This is a genomic window from Mycobacterium simulans (genome assembly GCF_900232995.1).
In the GTDB taxonomy this organism is placed as follows: Bacteria; Actinomycetota; Actinomycetes; order Mycobacteriales; family Mycobacteriaceae; genus Mycobacterium; species Mycobacterium simulans.
On the sequence record NZ_OCVX01000003.1, the window covers coordinates 1,719,843 to 1,735,712 of the forward strand.

General features: G+C 61.6%; 11 protein-coding genes. 4 read left to right on the forward strand and 7 right to left on the reverse strand.

What is annotated here, in order from left to right:
* Positions 1 to 3: 3 nt before the first annotated feature.
* The 5 genes from MSIMFI_RS08640 to MSIMFI_RS08660 all read right to left on the reverse strand — a co-directional run bounded on the left by MSIMFI_RS08640 (position 4) and on the right by MSIMFI_RS08660 (position 9,369).
* Complete coding sequence (locus MSIMFI_RS08640) at positions 4 to 1,683, reverse strand: PPE family protein (RefSeq protein WP_191496899.1); 1,680 nt, start codon at positions 1,681 to 1,683, stop codon at positions 4 to 6.
* 555 nt (positions 1,684 to 2,238) lie between these two features.
* On the reverse strand, positions 2,239 to 3,858 hold the full coding sequence (locus MSIMFI_RS08645; protein WP_191498088.1) for a PPE family protein: 1,620 nt from the start codon (positions 3,856 to 3,858) through the stop codon (positions 2,239 to 2,241).
* A 328-nt stretch (positions 3,859 to 4,186) separates the two neighbouring features.
* A complete protein-coding gene (locus tag MSIMFI_RS08650) occupies positions 4,187 to 5,827 on the reverse strand; it encodes a PPE family protein (RefSeq protein ID WP_191496900.1) in 1,641 nt (546 codons plus the stop codon).
* A 249-nt stretch (positions 5,828 to 6,076) separates the two neighbouring features.
* A complete protein-coding gene (locus MSIMFI_RS08655) occupies positions 6,077 to 7,681 on the reverse strand; it encodes a PPE family protein (RefSeq protein WP_191496901.1) in 1,605 nt (534 codons plus the stop codon).
* A gap of 119 nt (positions 7,682 to 7,800) precedes the next feature.
* On the reverse strand, positions 7,801 to 9,369 hold the full coding sequence (locus MSIMFI_RS08660) for a PPE family protein (protein ID WP_191496902.1): 1,569 nt from the start codon (positions 9,367 to 9,369) through the stop codon (positions 7,801 to 7,803).
* Positions 9,370 to 9,505: 136 nt separating this feature from the next.
* Between MSIMFI_RS08660 and kstR2 the strand changes: the two genes are divergently transcribed.
* The 3 genes from kstR2 to MSIMFI_RS08675 all read left to right on the forward strand — a co-directional run bounded on the left by kstR2 (position 9,506) and on the right by MSIMFI_RS08675 (position 12,178).
* A complete protein-coding gene (gene kstR2 / locus MSIMFI_RS08665) occupies positions 9,506 to 10,105 on the forward strand; it encodes a TetR family transcriptional regulator KstR2 (RefSeq protein WP_191496903.1) in 600 nt (199 codons plus the stop codon).
* A gap of 1 nt (position 10,106) precedes the next feature.
* Positions 10,107 to 11,285 carry a steroid 3-ketoacyl-CoA thiolase FadA6 gene (gene fadA6, locus MSIMFI_RS08670; RefSeq protein ID WP_191496904.1) on the forward strand — a complete coding sequence of 393 codons (1,179 nt, stop codon included), beginning with the start codon at positions 10,107 to 10,109 and terminating at the stop codon, positions 11,283 to 11,285.
* 89 nt (positions 11,286 to 11,374) lie between these two features.
* Positions 11,375 to 12,178, forward strand: coding sequence for a hypothetical protein (locus tag MSIMFI_RS08675; protein ID WP_191496905.1), 804 nt, complete (start codon positions 11,375 to 11,377; stop codon positions 12,176 to 12,178).
* 74 nt (positions 12,179 to 12,252) lie between these two features.
* Here the strand turns inward: MSIMFI_RS08675 and nrdF are convergent, their stop codons facing one another.
* Positions 12,253 to 13,221, reverse strand: coding sequence for a class 1b ribonucleoside-diphosphate reductase subunit beta (gene nrdF / locus MSIMFI_RS08680; protein ID WP_186244975.1), 969 nt, complete (start codon positions 13,219 to 13,221; stop codon positions 12,253 to 12,255).
* Between the two features lie 91 nt (positions 13,222 to 13,312).
* On the reverse strand, positions 13,313 to 15,331 hold the full coding sequence (locus MSIMFI_RS08685) for a fatty acid desaturase (protein WP_191496906.1): 2,019 nt from the start codon (positions 15,329 to 15,331) through the stop codon (positions 13,313 to 13,315).
* An 85-nt stretch (positions 15,332 to 15,416) separates the two neighbouring features.
* Between MSIMFI_RS08685 and MSIMFI_RS08690 the strand changes: the two genes are divergently transcribed.
* Positions 15,417 to 15,866 (forward strand): DUF488 domain-containing protein, encoded by a 450-nt coding sequence (locus tag MSIMFI_RS08690; RefSeq protein ID WP_191496907.1) that lies wholly within the window; start codon positions 15,417 to 15,419, stop codon positions 15,864 to 15,866.
* The last annotated feature ends 4 nt before the right edge of the window (positions 15,867 to 15,870 follow it).

The window sequence follows — 15,870 nt, forward strand, 5'->3', positions numbered from 1 at the left end:
CGATTAGAGTCGGCCGAGGTTAAAGAGGCCCGCTATTCCGGTGCCCATGTTGAATAAGCCCGAGTTGAAGGCGGAGTATATGCCGCTCGGGAAGCCTTCAACGGGGCCCGTGATGGCGGTGTTCAAAAAGCCGGAGGTGCCGCCATTGGTATCTGAGCCGCCGCTGGCGAGGTTAGAGAACCCCGAGATAGCTGCGTTCACAGCGCCGCCCTTGGCCGTGTTGAGGAAGCCCGAAGATGAGTCGGCCGTGTTTCCAAAGCCCGAGACACTGGTGCCCGTATTGTTGAAGCCTGACTTCGTCAAGCCGGTGTCGGTGGTGGATCCAACACCCGTATTGACGTCTCCGGAATGCCAGAACCCGGTGTTTGTGTCGCCAGAATTGCCGTTTCCCGTATTGAAGTTGCCCGCGTTTGAGGAGCCCGTGTTGGCGATACCCGAGTTCCCCACGCCCGTGTTGTAATTGCCGGAGTTTCCGTAGCCGGTGTTTACCGAGCCCACGTTCCCCAAACCGGTGTTGAGGATACCCGAATTCCCCAAGCCGAAGTTGCCGATGCCCGAGTTTCCGATGCCAAAGTTGTTGTGGTTGCTTGGAATTTGGAGAGGGAGGTTGCTGCCCGAATTGAAGATGCCAACATTGCCGTTGCCTGAGTTGAAGAAGCCGATGTTGTTGGAGCCCGAGTTCCCTATACCGATATTGTTGCTGCCCGAGTTCAGCCCGCCGAAAGTAAACTGGCCGTTTGCCGTGTTGTAGTAGGTGTTCCCGATACCCACCAGGTTGTTGCCGGTAAGCCCGAAGCCGATGTTGTTGTTGCCGGCGTTTCCGGCGCCGATGTTTGCGGTGCCGGTGTTTCCGCCACCCCTGTTCCCGATACCGGTGTTACCGAAGCCGAAGTTATTATTGCCGCTGTTGCCCATTCCCACGTTGTTGTCCCCCGGCTGGTTGATGGCACCGCCGTTTCCGAAGCCAACGTTTCCGTTGCCCTTGTTTCCTGCGCCGAAGTTGGAGTTGCCGTTGTTGCCGCTGCCCGCGTTGCCGTTGCCGTTGTTTCCACCGCCGATGTTTTGGTTGCCGTTGTTGCCGTTGCCGAGATTGTTGATGCCGTTGTTGCCGTTGCCGACGTTGCCGGTGCCCTTATTGCCGATGCCCAAGTTGGCCAGCAACTCCTGCAGACTTTCCGCGGGCTTCAACTGTGCGGCGGCGGCCGACGCCCCGGCGTGATAGCCGAACATCGCCGCTACGTCTTGGGCCCACATTTGCTCGTATTCGCTTTCGAGTTGAGCAATCGCGGGCGTGTTGAGCCCGAACCAATTCGACAACGCCATCTGCACCAACGAATTTCGGTTGAGGTGGACCAAGATCGGCTGGATTGTGGCCGCCTGTGCGGCCTCGAACGCGCTGGCCACCGCCCTAGCTTGTCCCGCCGCGCCCGCCGCCTGCGTCGCAGCCGCACTCAACCACCCCGAATACGGAGTAGCCACCGCAGCCATCGCCTGAGACGCCGGACCTTGCCACGCCTGGCTTGCTAACCCCGTTGTCACCGACAAGAACGACGACGACGCCGCCCCCAACTCCTCGGCAAGCCCCTGCCAGGCCGCCGCCGCCTCCAGCATCGGTGCCGGGCCGGCACCGGTGAACATCAGCAGAGAATTAATTTCCGGCGGCAACAACATAAAATTCACCACGGTTGGCCTCCCACCTGCTTCCCGGCCCGCTACCGCAGCGACCGGCGCCCGATTGCAATTGGGTAATAGCGTCCCCAGATGCTACGGCGCTCACGCGGCGAATAGAGGCGGTTTCCGCCACAAAGTTGGGCGGCCTTGATGCATAGAAAACCGTCGCCGCGCCCCAGAGATCGCGAACAGAAAGCCGCCGCAGCGGTCATCGCTGCCGCGGCGCCGCCTGCCATGCCTGCTTTGCCAGCCCTGAGGTTACCGAGAAAACGACGACACCGCCGTCCCCAACTCCGAGGCCAACCTACCCGTCGCGGCTTCCGGCCAGCCGTGGTCGACCTCCTTCCGAAGCCGGAGACGCTGGTTCGCGTATTGTTAAAGCCCGAATTAGATGGCCAGTGTCGGTCGTGGAATCCGCGCCTGGTGTTCACGTCGAGAGACTGTCAGACGAGAGGTTCGCGGACAGTTTCTTATCGCAGCGCAGCGACATTTACGGCTACCCGAGGTTCCGGCAATTTCGCTGTGGAGATTGCTTTTTCGGTGCCCGTGCCGCCTGCCGCAGCTGGCCTATCCGAACAGCCGTCTGAGGTCAAAAATGCCCGATATAGCGGTGCCCGTATTGAAGAAGCCGGAGTTGAAGCCGCTCAGGGCGGGGCCGAAAATCCCCGGAACGGCGGTGTTTCCAATGCCTGAGCTAAAGGCGTTCCGCAGGTTGCCACCGCTGGTCGTGTTGGAGAAGCCGGAGACAGAGCCGTTGAATGTGCCGCCGGTGGCCGTGTTGTTAAAGCCCGACATTCCGAAGCCCGGGCTGCCGCCCGCATTGTTGAATCCCGAGTTAAGCAGGCCCGTGTCGGTGGTGGCCCCAAAGTTCGTATTCGCATCTCCCGAATTCCAGAAGCCAGTATTTGTGTCACCCGAATTCCCGTTGCCCGTGTTCGTGTTGCCCGAATTCCAGAAGCCCGTGTTGAAGCTGCCCGCGTTCCCGAAGCCGGTATTCACGCTACCCGCGTTCCCAAAGCCGGTATCAAACTGGCCCGCGTTCCCGAAGCCGGTGTTTCCGCCGAATGCGTTCCCGAAGCCGATGTTCTCGGCCCCCGAGTTGCCGAAGCCAAAGTTATTTACGCCCGCATTGAAGACGCCGACGTTGCCGTTGCCGGAGTTGAAGAAGCCGATGTTGTTGGTACCTGAGTTGCCCAAGCCAATGTTGCCGCTGCCCGAGTTCAGCAGACCGGCGAGGTTGATGCCGACCTGATTGTCGCCGGTGAGCCCGATCCCGATGTTGTTGTTGCCGGTGTTGCCGAAGCCGAAGTTGTTGTTGCCGTTGTTTCCGCCACCAACATTTGCGTTGCCGGTGTTCCCGCCGCCTTGGTTTCCGACTCCGGTATTACCGAAGCCCCAGTTGCGGTCGCCAGTGTTGCCCATGCCCACGTTCTGGCCTGGCGTTGATCCGTTAGTCCTGTTGCCAAAGCCGATATTTCCGGAGCCGAAGTTTCCGGCGCCGATGTTGTCGTTGCCGCGGTTTCCGAAGCCAACGTTTTGGTCGCCTCTGTTACCGCCGCCGATGTTTTGGTTGCCGGTGTTGCCGTTGCCGAGGTTTTCGGCGCCCGTATTTCCGTTGCCCACATTGGCATTGCCCTTGTTGCCGATGCCCAGGCTGGGCAGATCCCGCAGCGCCTGCGCCCAGGACGCCAATTGGGCGGCCGCCGCTGAGGCCCCCGAGTAATACCCGGTCATCGCGGTCACGTCTTGGGCCCACATTTCCTCGTAGATGGTCTCGGCCGCCGCGATCGCGGGTGCGTTGAGCCCGAACCAATTTGAGCGCACCAGCTGCACGAGCGCATTGCGATTGGCTGCCACTTGCAGCGGATGAATCGTGGCTGCCTTAGCCGCATCAAACGCAGCGGCGACCGCTTTCGCTTGCGCGGCGGTGCCGGTAGCCCGGGCTGACGCGGCGCTCAAGAAGCTTGCGTACGGGCCCGCTACGGCAGCCATCGCCGCCGCCGCTGAACCCTGCCAGGCGTGACTAACCAATCCTGAGGTCAGCGTCGAAAAAGATTCCGCCGCGATGGCCAATTCGTTGGCCAGCCCGTCCCAAGCCACAGAGGCCTCAAGCATCGGCACTGCACCCGCGCCGATAAACATCCGCAACGAATTGATCTCTGGCGGTAACACAGAGAAATTCACAATCTTGCCCTTCCTTGGCGACCCAGTGCCAGAGACACTACGTCGCAACCCACCAGCCCACGTGAGGTTTTGTTAAATTCGCATGTCGGAATTGCACGTACGGTGTCCGCACAGCCCTGCAGCGGCTGGCCTATGCGAACAACCGTCTGAGATTGAAAATGCTTGATACTAAGTTACCCTCGTTAAACAAGCCCGAGTCCGAGCCGCTAGCCCCGAGTTTTATCAGGCTGGTGCGCATTGGGCGGGTCGATCTGGTGTGAATCTTGGGGTGCGATCGGAATATTTGATTTCTGGTGCTAGCGATGCAAAAAATCGGCCGTACGAGCTATGGCTAAAGCTGCCGACTGAGGTTGAATATGCCCGATATCACGCTCCCCGTGTTGAACAGGCCCGAGTCAAAGCCGCTAAGGTTCAGGCCGAAGACGCTGCCCGGGATCCCGGTGTTCCCAATGCCCGAAATTTGGCCGTTTATGATGGCGCCGCCGCTGGCTGTGTTGAAGAAGCCGGAGATAAATCCGTTCGTCGCACCGCCGCTGGCAGAGTTTCCGAAGCCTGAGATTCCGCTACCCGTGTTGTTGAAGCCAGAGTTAGTTTGTCCGGTGTTGATGGTCGACCCGAAGCCAGTGTTTACGTTGCCGGAATTCCAGAAGCCGGTATTCGTGTTGCCCGAATTCCCATCGCCGGTGTTCGTGTTGCCCGAGTTTTCGGAGCCGGTATTGAAGATGCCCGAGTTGCCGAAACCGGTGTTGAGGCTGCCCGAGTTACCGAAACCGGTGTTCAGCTGCCCCGAATTCCCGAAACCGGTGTTTCCGGCGTTAGTGTTCCCAATGCCTATATTGCCGGAACCGGAGTTGCCGAAGCCAAAGCTGTTGAGGCTGCCCGGATCAAAGGTATTGGTGCCCGTGCTGAACATGCCGATGTTACCGTTGCCGGAGTTGAAGAAGCCGATGTTGTTGGTTCCCGAGTTTCCGATGCCGATGTTACCGCTGCCGGAGTTCAGTAGGCCGGCAAGGTTAATACCCCTCTGATTGTCGCCGGTGAGCCCGATCCCGATGTTGTTGTTGCCGGTGTTCCCGAAACCGAAGTTGTAATTTCCGGTATTTCCACCACCAATGTTTGCGTTGCCATTGTTTCCGCCGCCGGTGTTCCCGTCGCCGCTGTTCCCGAAGCCCCAGTTGCTGTTGCCCCTGTTGCCCATGCCCACGTTGTGACCCGGATCTGAGCTTGTGCCAGGGTTACCGAGATTTCCAAAGCCGATGTTTCCGTTGTGGACGTTTCCGGCACCGACATTTCCATTGCCATTGTTACCGCTGCCGAAATTCCCATCGCCTCTGCTTCCGCCGCCGATGTTTTGGTTGCCAGCATTTCCGTTGCCGATGTTTTGGTTGCCGGTGTTGCCGTTGCCGAAGTTGGCGTTGCCCTTGTTGCCGATGCCCAAGTTGGGTAGATCCTGCAGCGCCTGCGCCCACGGTGCCAGCTGCGCCGCCGCCGCCGAGGCTCCGCCGTGATAGCCGGCCATCGCGGATACATCCGCGGCCCACATCGCCTCGTATTGGCCCTCGGCCGCCGCGATCGCCGGTGCGCTGAGCCCCAACCAATTCGACCGAACCAACTGCAAAAACGCGTTGCGGTTAGCGGCCACTGCCAGCGGATGCACGATAGTCGCTTTCGCCGCTTCGAACACGCTGGCCACCGCCCGAGCCTGCCCAGCCGCTCCCTGGGCTTGGGCTGACGCCGCGCTCAAAAATCCCGCGTACGGTGCCGCTGCCGCGGCCATCGCCGCCGCGGCTGCACCTTGCCAGGCCTGCGTGGTTAGCCCCGAGGTCACCGAGGAAAACGACGTCGCCGCAGCGCCCAATTCCGATGCCAGCCCCTCCCAGGCCGCCGCCGCCTCCAGCATCGGCGCCGAACCCGCACCGGTGTACATCCGCAGAGAATTGATCTCCGGGGGCAACACCACAAAATTCGCCATGGCTGACCGCCTATCCGTTTCCACCGATCACCGCCCGAGGTGACCCGTGTCCAACACGAAATGGAGCAATGCGTCACAAATGCTACGACCGTGTCCGCGCCAATATCGGGTTTTCGCGGGAGAGCTTGGCCTGATTCGCCGAGTCTGCAACTTGGGTCTCAAGGCCGGGTGGCCGTGTTAACTCGTTGCTGCGCAATGGCAGCCGTTGGGTATGGCCGCCGAACACTGCGAGGTCGGATGCTCCAGGTGCTAAAGCTGGATCCGGCTCAGGTTGAGGAGGCCCGACACGAAGGCGCCGGTGTTGAAGAAACCCGAGTTAAATCCGCTAAAGCCGGGGATTTGGCCGACGACTCCGGTGTTTCCGATGCCGGAGGTAAAGCCGGTTAACACACCGCCGCTGGCCGTGTTGAAGAAGCCGGATATGCTTTGTCCGAGGGTGTTCCCAAAGCCCGAGTTTCCGGTACCGGTGTTGTTGAAGCCGGAGTTAGATTGTCCGGTGTCGGTGGTGGCCCCGAAGGCCGTGTTCACATTGCCCGAATTCCAGAATCCTGTGTTTATGCTACCCGAATTCCCGTTGCCGGTATTGATACTGCCCGAATTCCAGAAGCCGGTGTTCAGGCTCCCGCCATTCCCGAAGCCCGTATTCTGACTGCCCGCGTTCCCGAAGCCGGTGTCTACCGAGCCCGAGTTTCCGAAGCCCGTGTTACCCGAGCCGGTGTTTCCGAACCCGATGTTGCCGACCCCGGCATTTCCGATGCCAAGGCTGTTCAGGATATCCGGCATCGAAGCATTACTGCCCGAACTGAACATGCCGACATTGTGGTTACCGGAGTTGAAGAAGCCGATGTTGTTGGTTCCTGAGTTGAACAGACCGATATTGCCGCTGCCCGAGTTCAGCAGGCCGCCCAAATTGATTCCCACCTGATTGTTGCCGGTAAGCCCGATCCCGATGTTGTTGTTGCCGGTGTTTCCAAAGCCCCAGTTGTTGTTACCGGTGTTTCCGGCACCAGTGTTTCCGTTGCCGGTGTTTCCGCCGCCCCTGTTTCCGTCGCCAAAGTTTCCGAGGCCGAAGTTATTGTTGCCGTTGTTACCGAAACCTACGTTTTGGCCGGCGCCGAACGAGGCATTTCCGAATCCGATATTGCCGTTGCCGGTGTTTCCGGAGCCCAAATTAGCGTTGCCGACGTTCCCGCTACCGAAGTTGCCGTTGCCGAAGTTTCCGCCGCCAATGTTTTGATTGCCGCTGTTTCCGTTGCCGACGTTTTGGTTACCGGTATTGCCGTTGCCTGCGTTTGCAGTGCCCTTGTTGCCGATACCCAAACTCGGCAGATCCTGCAGCGCCTGCGCCCAGGGCGCTAACTGCCCGGCGGCCGCGGAGGCCCCGGAGTGGTACCCGGTCATCGCCGCCACATCCTGAGCCCACATTTCCTCGTACAGGCCCTCAACGGCCATGATCGCTGGGGCGTTGAGCCCCAACCAATTCGAGCGGATCAACTGCAGGAATGCGTCGCGGTTGGCCGCCACCAGCAGTGGATGCACCATCGCGGCCCGGGCCGCCTCGAACACGCTGGCCACCGCCCTAGCCTGCCCGGCCGCCCCTTGCGCCTGGACCGCTGCCGCGCTCAGAAATCCCGCATACGGGGCCGCCGCCGCGGTCATAGCCGCCGAGGCGGCGCCCTGCCAGGCCTGCCCGGCCAGTCCTGAGGTCACTGAGGAAAACGACGCCGCCGCAGACCCCAATTCCGATGCCAGTCCCTCCCAGGCCACGGCGGCGTCCAACATTGGCACCGAACCCGCGCCGACGTATATCCGCAGAGAATTGATTTCCGGCGCTAGCATCGCGAAATTCACCATAGCTAACCCTCCTTCATCTCACCGCTGGGCTCCGATTCGATCGGTGTCAGAAATGCTACGACGATGCCGGAATAACTTCTGGCTTTCGGCGGATCGATCGGGCACGAGCTTGATATCGATTACGACGGCCGGCTGAGATTAAAGAAACCCGAGATATAGGTTCCGTAGTTGAGGTAACCGGAGTTGAGGTCAGTGGAGTTTCGAACTCCCGAGCTACCCGTGCCGCCGGTGACTTGGAAGCCCGAAGTGTTCGTACCGGTGTTTGCAAATCCCGACAATCCGGTGCCGGTATTGGCGAAGCCCGAGTTGAGATCGCCGGTGTCGAAGGTTGCCCCGATGCCGGTGGTGACGTTGCCCGAGTTCCAGAAGCCAGTGTTGGTGGCGCCGGAATTGCCACTGCCCGTGTTGGTATTACCGGCGTTCCACCAGCCGGTGTTGAAGCTACCGGCGTTGCCACCGCCGGTGTTCCAGCTGCCACTGTTTCCCCAACCGGTATTGACGTCACCCGCGTTGCCGAAGCCGGTATTGCCCATGCCCGCGTTTCCGATGCCGAGGTTCCCGGTCCCCGAGTTGCCAATCCCGAAGCTGTTGAGGGCGCCCGACACAAGGTTATTGGTCCCGGCGCTGAACAACCCGATGTTGCCGTTGCCCGAGTTGAAGAACCCGACGTTGTTGTTGCCCGAGTTGAACAGTCCGATGTTCCCGCTGCCCGAGTTCAGGCCGCCGATCCCCACCTGGCTGTTGCCCGTGAGCCCGATGCCGATGTTGTTGTTGCCGGTGTTGCCGAAGCCCCAGTTGCCATTGCCCAAGTTGCCGGCGCCGATGTTGGAGTTGCCGGCGTTTCCGCCGCCGATGTTGCCGTCGCCCAGATTTCCCAAGCCGAAGTTATAGCTGCCGGTGTTTCCCATCCCGACGTTTCCGGTGACCGCCGTCGGCGGAACGCCGGTGCCGCCGTTACCAAAGCCTATGTTGTTGCTCCCGAGGTTCCCGGCGCCGATGTTTATGCTCCCGTTGTTCCCGACGCCAAAGTTCTGGTTACCCCGGTTCCCGCTGCCGAAGTTAGAGTCGCCCTTGTTTCCATTGCCCAGATTCTGGTTGCCAGTGTTTCCATTGCCCAGATTGCGAACGCCAATGTTTCCGAGGCCCAAGTTCTCGATCGGGGAAGGCAGTGAAAGCGATGCGAACGGGGTCAACTGCGCCGCCGCCGCCGACGCCCCGGCGTAGTACCCGGCCATCGCGGACACGTCCGCGGCCCACATCTCCTCATAGAGGCTCTCCGCGGCGGCGATTGCCGTCGCGTTCTGGCCGAACAGATTCGACATCACCAGCCGCACAAAAGCATTGCGATTGGCTGCCACCGCCGCCGGATGAATGGTGGCTGCCCATGCCTCCTCGAACAAGCTGGCTACCGCTCGTGCCTGACCCGCCGCGCCCTGCGCCCGGACTGAGGCCTCGCTGAGCCAGCCCATGTAAGGTGCAGCCGCTGCAGCCATCGCTACCGCAGCAGGACCCTGCCACGAACGAGCCACCACGTTCGAGGTCACCAACTCAAACGAGTTGGCCGCAGCTCTCAGTTCGTCGGCCAGCCCTTCCCAGGCCACCGCGGCCTCTAACATCGGCGTCGAACCCGCGCCGACGAACATGTTCAAAGAATTGACCTCCGGCGGTAGCGTCACGAAGTGCACCAATATTGACCTCCACCCGACAGCCAGTCGTCCGACGTCAGAGACACTACGACTAGGCCACGGTGTACACCTGGTGTTTCGCCGGATATTTGCGTGGAGCAAATTGCCCGAGCAAGCGCTTGGTTGATAGGCTGATGCGGTGGACCGAGTCGGTCAGACTAACAGCAGACGAGATGAGTTGCTGGAACTCGCTGCGCGGATGTTCGCCGAGCGCGGCCTGCGCGCAACCACGGTGCGCGATATTGCCGACGGGGCCGGCATCTTGTCCGGCAGCCTTTATCACCATTTCGCCTCCAAGGAGGAGATGGTCGACGACCTGCTGCGGGGGTTCCTGAATTGGCTGTTCGCCCGCTACCGCCAAATTGTGGATAGCGAGGACAATCCGCTAGAGCGGCTCAAGGGTTTGTTCATGGCGTCGTTCGAGGCGATAGAGCATCGGCATGCCCAGGTCGTCATCTATCAGGACGAAGCCCAGCGGCTGTCGTCGCAGCCGCGGTTTTCCTACATCGAGGACCTGAACAAACAGCAGCGAAAGATGTGGGTTGACGTGCTGAATCAGGGTATCGAAGAGGGGTACTTCCGGCCTGATCTCGACGTCGACCTGGTTTACCGATTCATTCGTGACACCACTTGGGTTTCGGTGCGCTGGTATCAACCCGGCGGGCCGCTCACCGCTGAGCAGGTGGGTCAGCAGTACCTCGCCATTGTCCTTGGCGGGATCACGAAAGAAGGAGTCTGAAATGCCCCGTGTCGGCGACGATGCCGCGTACGTCATCGAGGCTGTGCGTACCGCGGTCGGCAAGCGCAACGGCGCACTGGCAGGGATACATCCCGTCGACCTGGGTGCCTTGACGTGGCGTGGACTGTTCGAGCGGGCCGCCGACGTGGACCCCGCTGCCGTTGACGACGTGATCGCCGGTTGTGTCGACGCCATCGGCGGCCAGGCGGGTAACATCGCCCGACTGTCGTGGCTGGCCGCCGGCTATCCGGAAGAGGTTCCCGGTGTCACCGTGGATCGGCAGTGCGGTTCTAGCCAGCAGGCGATTTCCTTTGGCGCGCAGGCGATCATGTCCGGAACAGCGGACCTCATCGTGGCCGGCGGCGTGCAGAACATGAGCCAGATCCCCATCTCGTCGGCGATGACCGTCGGTGAGCAGTTCGGGTTCACCTCGCCGACCAACGAGTCCGAGCAGTGGCAACACCGCTACGGCGATCAGGAGATTTCACAGTTCCGGGGTTCGGAGCTGATCGCCGAGAAGTGGAACCTGTCCCGCGAAGAGATGGAGCAGTACGCACTGACCAGTCACGAGCGCGCGTTCGCCGCGATCCGCGCCGGTCACTTCGACAACGAAATCATCACTGTCGAAACCGAATCGGGGCCGTTCCGGGTCGACGAGGGCCCACGCGAATCATCGCTGGAGAAGATGGCCGGCCTTAAGCCGTTGGTCGAAGGGGGCCGGCTCACGGCGGCGATGGCCAGTCAAATTTCCGACGGCGCCAGTGCGGTGCTGCTGGCGTCCGCGAAGGCCGTCAAAGATCATGGACTGACGCCTCGGGCCCGCATCCACCACATCAGCACCCGCGGCGCCGACCCGGTTTTCATGCTTACGGGCCCCATACCCGCAACCCGTTACGCGCTGGAAAAGACCGGGCTCTCAATAGAAGACATCGACACCGTCGAGATCAACGAGGCGTTCGCGCCGGTAGTTATGGCCTGGCTCAAGGAGATCAAGGCCGACCGGGAGAAAGTCAATCCCAACGGCGGCGCGATCGCGCTTGGACATCCGCTGGGCGCCACCGGCGCAAAGCTGTTCACCACAATGCTGAACGAGTTAGAGCGCATTGGCGGTCGCTACGGGCTGCAGACGATGTGCGAGGGCGGCGGTACCGCCAACGTGACGATTATTGAGCGGCTGTAGCCGCTCATTGGCGCCGAGTGTGAATCAGACGACGCTGAATCGGCGTGTCGTGTCGTGAGATTCACACTCGGTGGCGTTGTCGGTGGGGGATGACACCATGCGCGAATGGACTGGCGGTCTATCCGGGCGTCTATGTCCCGTCCGGCATCGAGTTGACGGCGGGCCAGCGGGCGCACGCAGCATGGTTGTGGTCGCGGCGGCGAGCCGTCGTTGCGGGCAATTCGGCGGCCGCGCTACTCGGCGCAAAGTGGGTAAATGGCTGGGCGCCAGCTGAATTGGTGCACGTCAACCGTCATCCGCCGCCGTTGATAACGGTGCATGCCGACACGTTGTTGGAGTCGGAAGTGATCGATGTCGGCGGTATTTCCGTGACCACCGCGGCCCGCGCTGCCTTCGACATCGGTCGACGTACGTCGCGGCTGCAGGCTGTGCAGCGCCTCGATGCGCTCGCGCACGCCACCGATGTCAAGATGCTCGACGTCGAGGTGCTCGCGGCCCAGCACCCTGGTGCCCGTGGAGTGCCCCGGCTGCTTGAGGTGCTTCCGCTGGTAGACGGTGGTGCGGAATCCCCGCCTGAGACCCGAACCCGGCTAGCGTTGATCGACGCCGGGTTTCCCGCAGCACGCACGCAGATCCCGATACTAGATCCGAGTGGATATCTCGTGGCCCGCGTCGATATGGGTTGGGAGGAATGGCGCGTGGGCGTGGAATACGACGGGGCTCAACACTGGACCGACCCTCGGCAGCGCACCCGTGACATCGACCGCTGGGCCGAAGTTGCCGAATGCGGTTGGACGATCATCCGGGTTGGGAGCGACTTGCTCAGATACCGCCAGGGCACACTGATGCAACGGGTTGACGCGGCGCTTTCAGCCGCGGGCTGGCGGCCGTGATCGCGCCGAGACTGAACCACGCGACGATGAATCAGCGTGTCGCGTCGTGAGATTCACACTCGGCGCCCGTTCAGTTAGAAATCCCAGTCGGCGTCCTCGGTGGCTTGGTGGGTGCCAATGACATAAGCGCTGCCCGAGCCGGAAAAGAAGTCGTGGTTCTCACCGGCACCGGGATCGAGCGCGGAGAGCACCGCCGGGTTCACCGTGCATTCTTCGGGACCGAAAGCGGGTTGGTAGCCAAGGTTGGCGAGTGCCTTGTTTGCGTTATACCTCATGTAGGGCAAAACGTCGTCGGTCCAGCCCAGCTCGTCATACAGGTCGTGGGCGTAGTCAATCTCGTTGGCGTACAACGCATGTAACAGCTCATAGGTGTACTCGCGGTGGTCGGCGCGTTCCGCGTCGGTAAGCTCGGCCAGCCCGCGCTGGCACTTGTAACCGATGTAATAGCCGTGTACGGCTTCGTCGCGAATGATCAGCCGAATAAGATCGGCCGTGTTGGTGAGCTTCCCGCGTGAAGACCAGTACATCGGCAGATAGAAGCCGGAGTAGAACAGAAACGATTCCAGCATGACCGACGCCGCTTTGCGTTTGAGCGCGTCGTCGCCGCGGTAGAAATCGACGATGATCTGTGCCTTGCGCTGCAGGTGCGGATTCTCCTCGGACCAGTCGAACGCGTCGTCGATCTGACGGCTCGAGCACAGGGTCGAAAAAATCGAACTGTAGCTCTTGGCGTGCACCGACTCCATGAAGGCGATGTTGGTCAGCACCGCCTCTTCGTGCGGCGTGATCGCGTCGGCGATCATCGACACCGCGCCGACGGTTGCCTGCGCGGTGTCGAGCAGGGTCAGCCCGGTGAACACCCGGATCGTTGTCTGCTGCTCGGGAGTGGTCAGCGTCTGCCACGACGCCAGGTCATTGGACAGGGGCACCTTCTCGGGCAGCCAGAAGTTGCCGGTCAACCGCTCCCAAACCTGCGCGTCCTTCGGATCGAGCACGCGGTTCCAGTTGATCGCTTGCGTCTTGTCGATCGATCGCGTGGTCATGGCTCCCTCTCCATTGTGGGCTGGCTCTCGACCATACCGCGATGTTTCGGTTACCCGAAGAAATTAATGTGGGTGTCCTACATCAACTGGCTCAGGCGTCAAAGTCCACGGCCACAAATGGTGTAGTCGGGTGTGACTGACAGGTCAGGATGTAGCCGGCGTCGAGTTCGGCCTGGCCCAGGGCGAAGTTGTGGTCCATCTCCACGTTGCCGTCGACGAGTTTGGCCCGGCACGTGCCGCACGCACCGCCCATGCACGCGTAGGGCGCATCGGCGCGAAGCTGCAGCGCGCCTTCCAGAATCGAGTCGCCGGGCAGCAGATCGAACGTCGCCTTCTCGCCTGACAATGTCATGGTGACGGTTGCCGCCTCATACGAACTTTCGGCGGCCGGCGCCGTCTGGTAGCCGTAGAACAGCTCCAGATGAATGCGCTCGGGGTCCACGCAGTGCTCGAGCAGCATCTCGCGCGCCGTGGTGGTCATCGCCAGCGGACCGCAGATGAACCACTCGTCCACGTTGTCAGGCGGCAGGCTGCCGGTCAGCCATGTGTTGAGCTTTTCCCGGTCGATCCGGCCGCGCAGTTCGGGAGTGTGCAACGGCTCGCTGGACAGCACATGCAGGATCTCCAGCCGGTCGGCATACCGAGACTCGAGACGGTCGAGTTCGGCCCGAAACATCGTCGACTCCTTGGTGCGGTTGCCGTAGATCAGCGTGAACCGGCTTTCGGTCTCGATCTCGAGCGTGGTCGCCAGGATGGACAGCACCGGTGTGATCCCGCTGCCGGCTACCAGGCCCACGTAGTGCTTGCGGTTCAGCGGATTCAGTGGGGTTCCGAACCTGCCGGTCGGAGTCATGAGCTCAAGTACGTCGCCGGCTTTGAGGTCGGTGGCCACAAATGTCGAAAACGCGCCGCCGGGAATGTGTTTGACCGCGATGCGCAACTGGGCGCGGGTGGCCGGCGCGCAGATCGAGTAGTTGCGTCGGATGCCTTGGCCGCCAAGGTCGGTACGGACCGTGACGTGCTGGCCCGGATCGAAACGAAACGCGTCCTGCAGCGCCTCCGGGACCGCGAAGGTGACCAGGGTGCTGTCGGCGGTAATGGGATCCACCGAGGCGACCGGGATGCGGTGCAAAACCGCGTGTGGCGAGCTTGATCTGACCGGCATCCGCACCGGCAACAGTCGCGCGAGCCTGCCGTTCAGCTCCTTCCACTCGCGGAACTCGTCCGGATTCAGTTGGTGGCCAAAGACTGTGGAGATCGCGGCATTGCGCTCCAGATATGCCTCCTCGTTGCGCTGCCACGTCCGCAGGTATCGGTAGAACGGCACCGAGGGATGCAGATGGTGCACCAGGTGGTAGTTCTGCGACAGCAGAACCGGCGTGAACAGCCACTCCGCGCCGACGCGGTTGCGGGTCGCGCGGTAGCGGTTGGTGCGCTGGGTGTCTGCCAGCCCGTGGTGGGGCAGCCAGTCGAACCACCAGGCCAGGACGGTGGCTCCGATGCGCTGCGGAATCAGGAAGACCACCGCCAGCGTCCAGAGGTTTCCGGTGACGATCGCTACGGTCAGGCCGGTGACGCTCAGGGTGAGCAGCAACAACGTCTCGGCAACCTCTTTGACGGGTCGGCTGCGCGCACGGGGTAGGTAGTACTTCAGGTAGAAGTACTCGACCAGCGACCAGCGCAGCGGCAGCTGCCACCACTTGCCGTGCGAGGCGAAGGTGTCCGGGTCTTGGTCGTCGTCGTTGGCATGGCGGTGATGCTGAATGTGGATGTACCCGAACGACGGGAACGCGACCACGGGCCCGACGAAAAGCCACGCCAGCCGCCCGAACAGCCCGTTCACCCAGCGGGTGGAGCTGATCGAATAGTGCGAGGCGTCGTGGACGACGGTGAACATCACAAACGTCACCGCGGCGTTGACCGGGATCGTGACCCATACCGGCGCCCATCCGCTGATATAGCCGGTTGTCGACAGGACGAATGCGGTCAATGCCGCGAGGAAGATCCCGACGGTGGGTAGCGCGATTCTGGGTACCGCCTCACCGGGATCGGGCAGCGCGTGGTGCGCGGACGCGTCCGGAGCCGCTTCGTGCATCTCGATGGTCGACATAGCTGGTACAGCCTAATGGGCATGCGTCAACTACTCCATCGGCGTTGATGCGACGGCTTGACACTCGACGGTGCATCATGTCGGCATGTCGCCGCGTGTCCAATTTCTTGTCAGCATCGGGTATCAGGGAAGGACAGTCGACGAGTTGGTACGCCACCTGATCGACAACGATGTCGACGTACTCGTCGACGTCAGGCTCACTCCCGTGTCGCGTAAGCCGGGGTTATCGAAGCGCCAGCTCTCCGCGGCAGTTGCCGCAGCGGGAATCGAGTACGTCCATCACCGCGCCCTCGGCAATCCACGGGACAATCGCGACGGATTCCGCGCCGGTGATCTGGAGAGCGTCGCACGGTTCCGAGACGCCGTCCTATCAACCGACGACGCACAGCGCGCGATTTCTCAAGTGGTCGAATTGCTCGAAGGCGGGGTCGTGGCGTTGTTGTGCTTTGAGCGCGAACAGGCGGAATGTCATCGACATCTCGTCGTCGAGCATGTCCAACGTCGTGTGCCGAAAGTGTCGGTCGTCGAGGTCTAATCGG

Excerpts from the sequence above, each read along its gene's own strand:
- MSIMFI_RS08650 (WP_191496900.1), bottom strand. The coding sequence starts at position 5,827 with ATGGCGAATTTTGTGGTGTTGCCCCCGGAGATCAATTCTCTGCGGATG.
- MSIMFI_RS08655 (WP_191496901.1), bottom strand. The coding sequence starts at position 7,681 with ATGGTGAATTTCGCGATGCTAGCGCCGGAAATCAATTCTCTGCGGATA.
- fadA6 (WP_191496904.1), top strand. The coding sequence starts at position 10,107 with ATGCCCCGTGTCGGCGACGATGCCGCGTACGTCATCGAGGCTGTGCGT.
- MSIMFI_RS08675 (WP_191496905.1), top strand. The coding sequence starts at position 11,375 with ATGACACCATGCGCGAATGGACTGGCGGTCTATCCGGGCGTCTATGTC.
- nrdF (WP_186244975.1), bottom strand. The coding sequence starts at position 13,221 with ATGACCACGCGATCGATCGACAAGACGCAAGCGATCAACTGGAACCGC.
- MSIMFI_RS08685 (WP_191496906.1), bottom strand. The coding sequence starts at position 15,331 with ATGTCGACCATCGAGATGCACGAAGCGGCTCCGGACGCGTCCGCGCAC.
- MSIMFI_RS08690 (WP_191496907.1), top strand. The coding sequence starts at position 15,417 with ATGTCGCCGCGTGTCCAATTTCTTGTCAGCATCGGGTATCAGGGAAGG.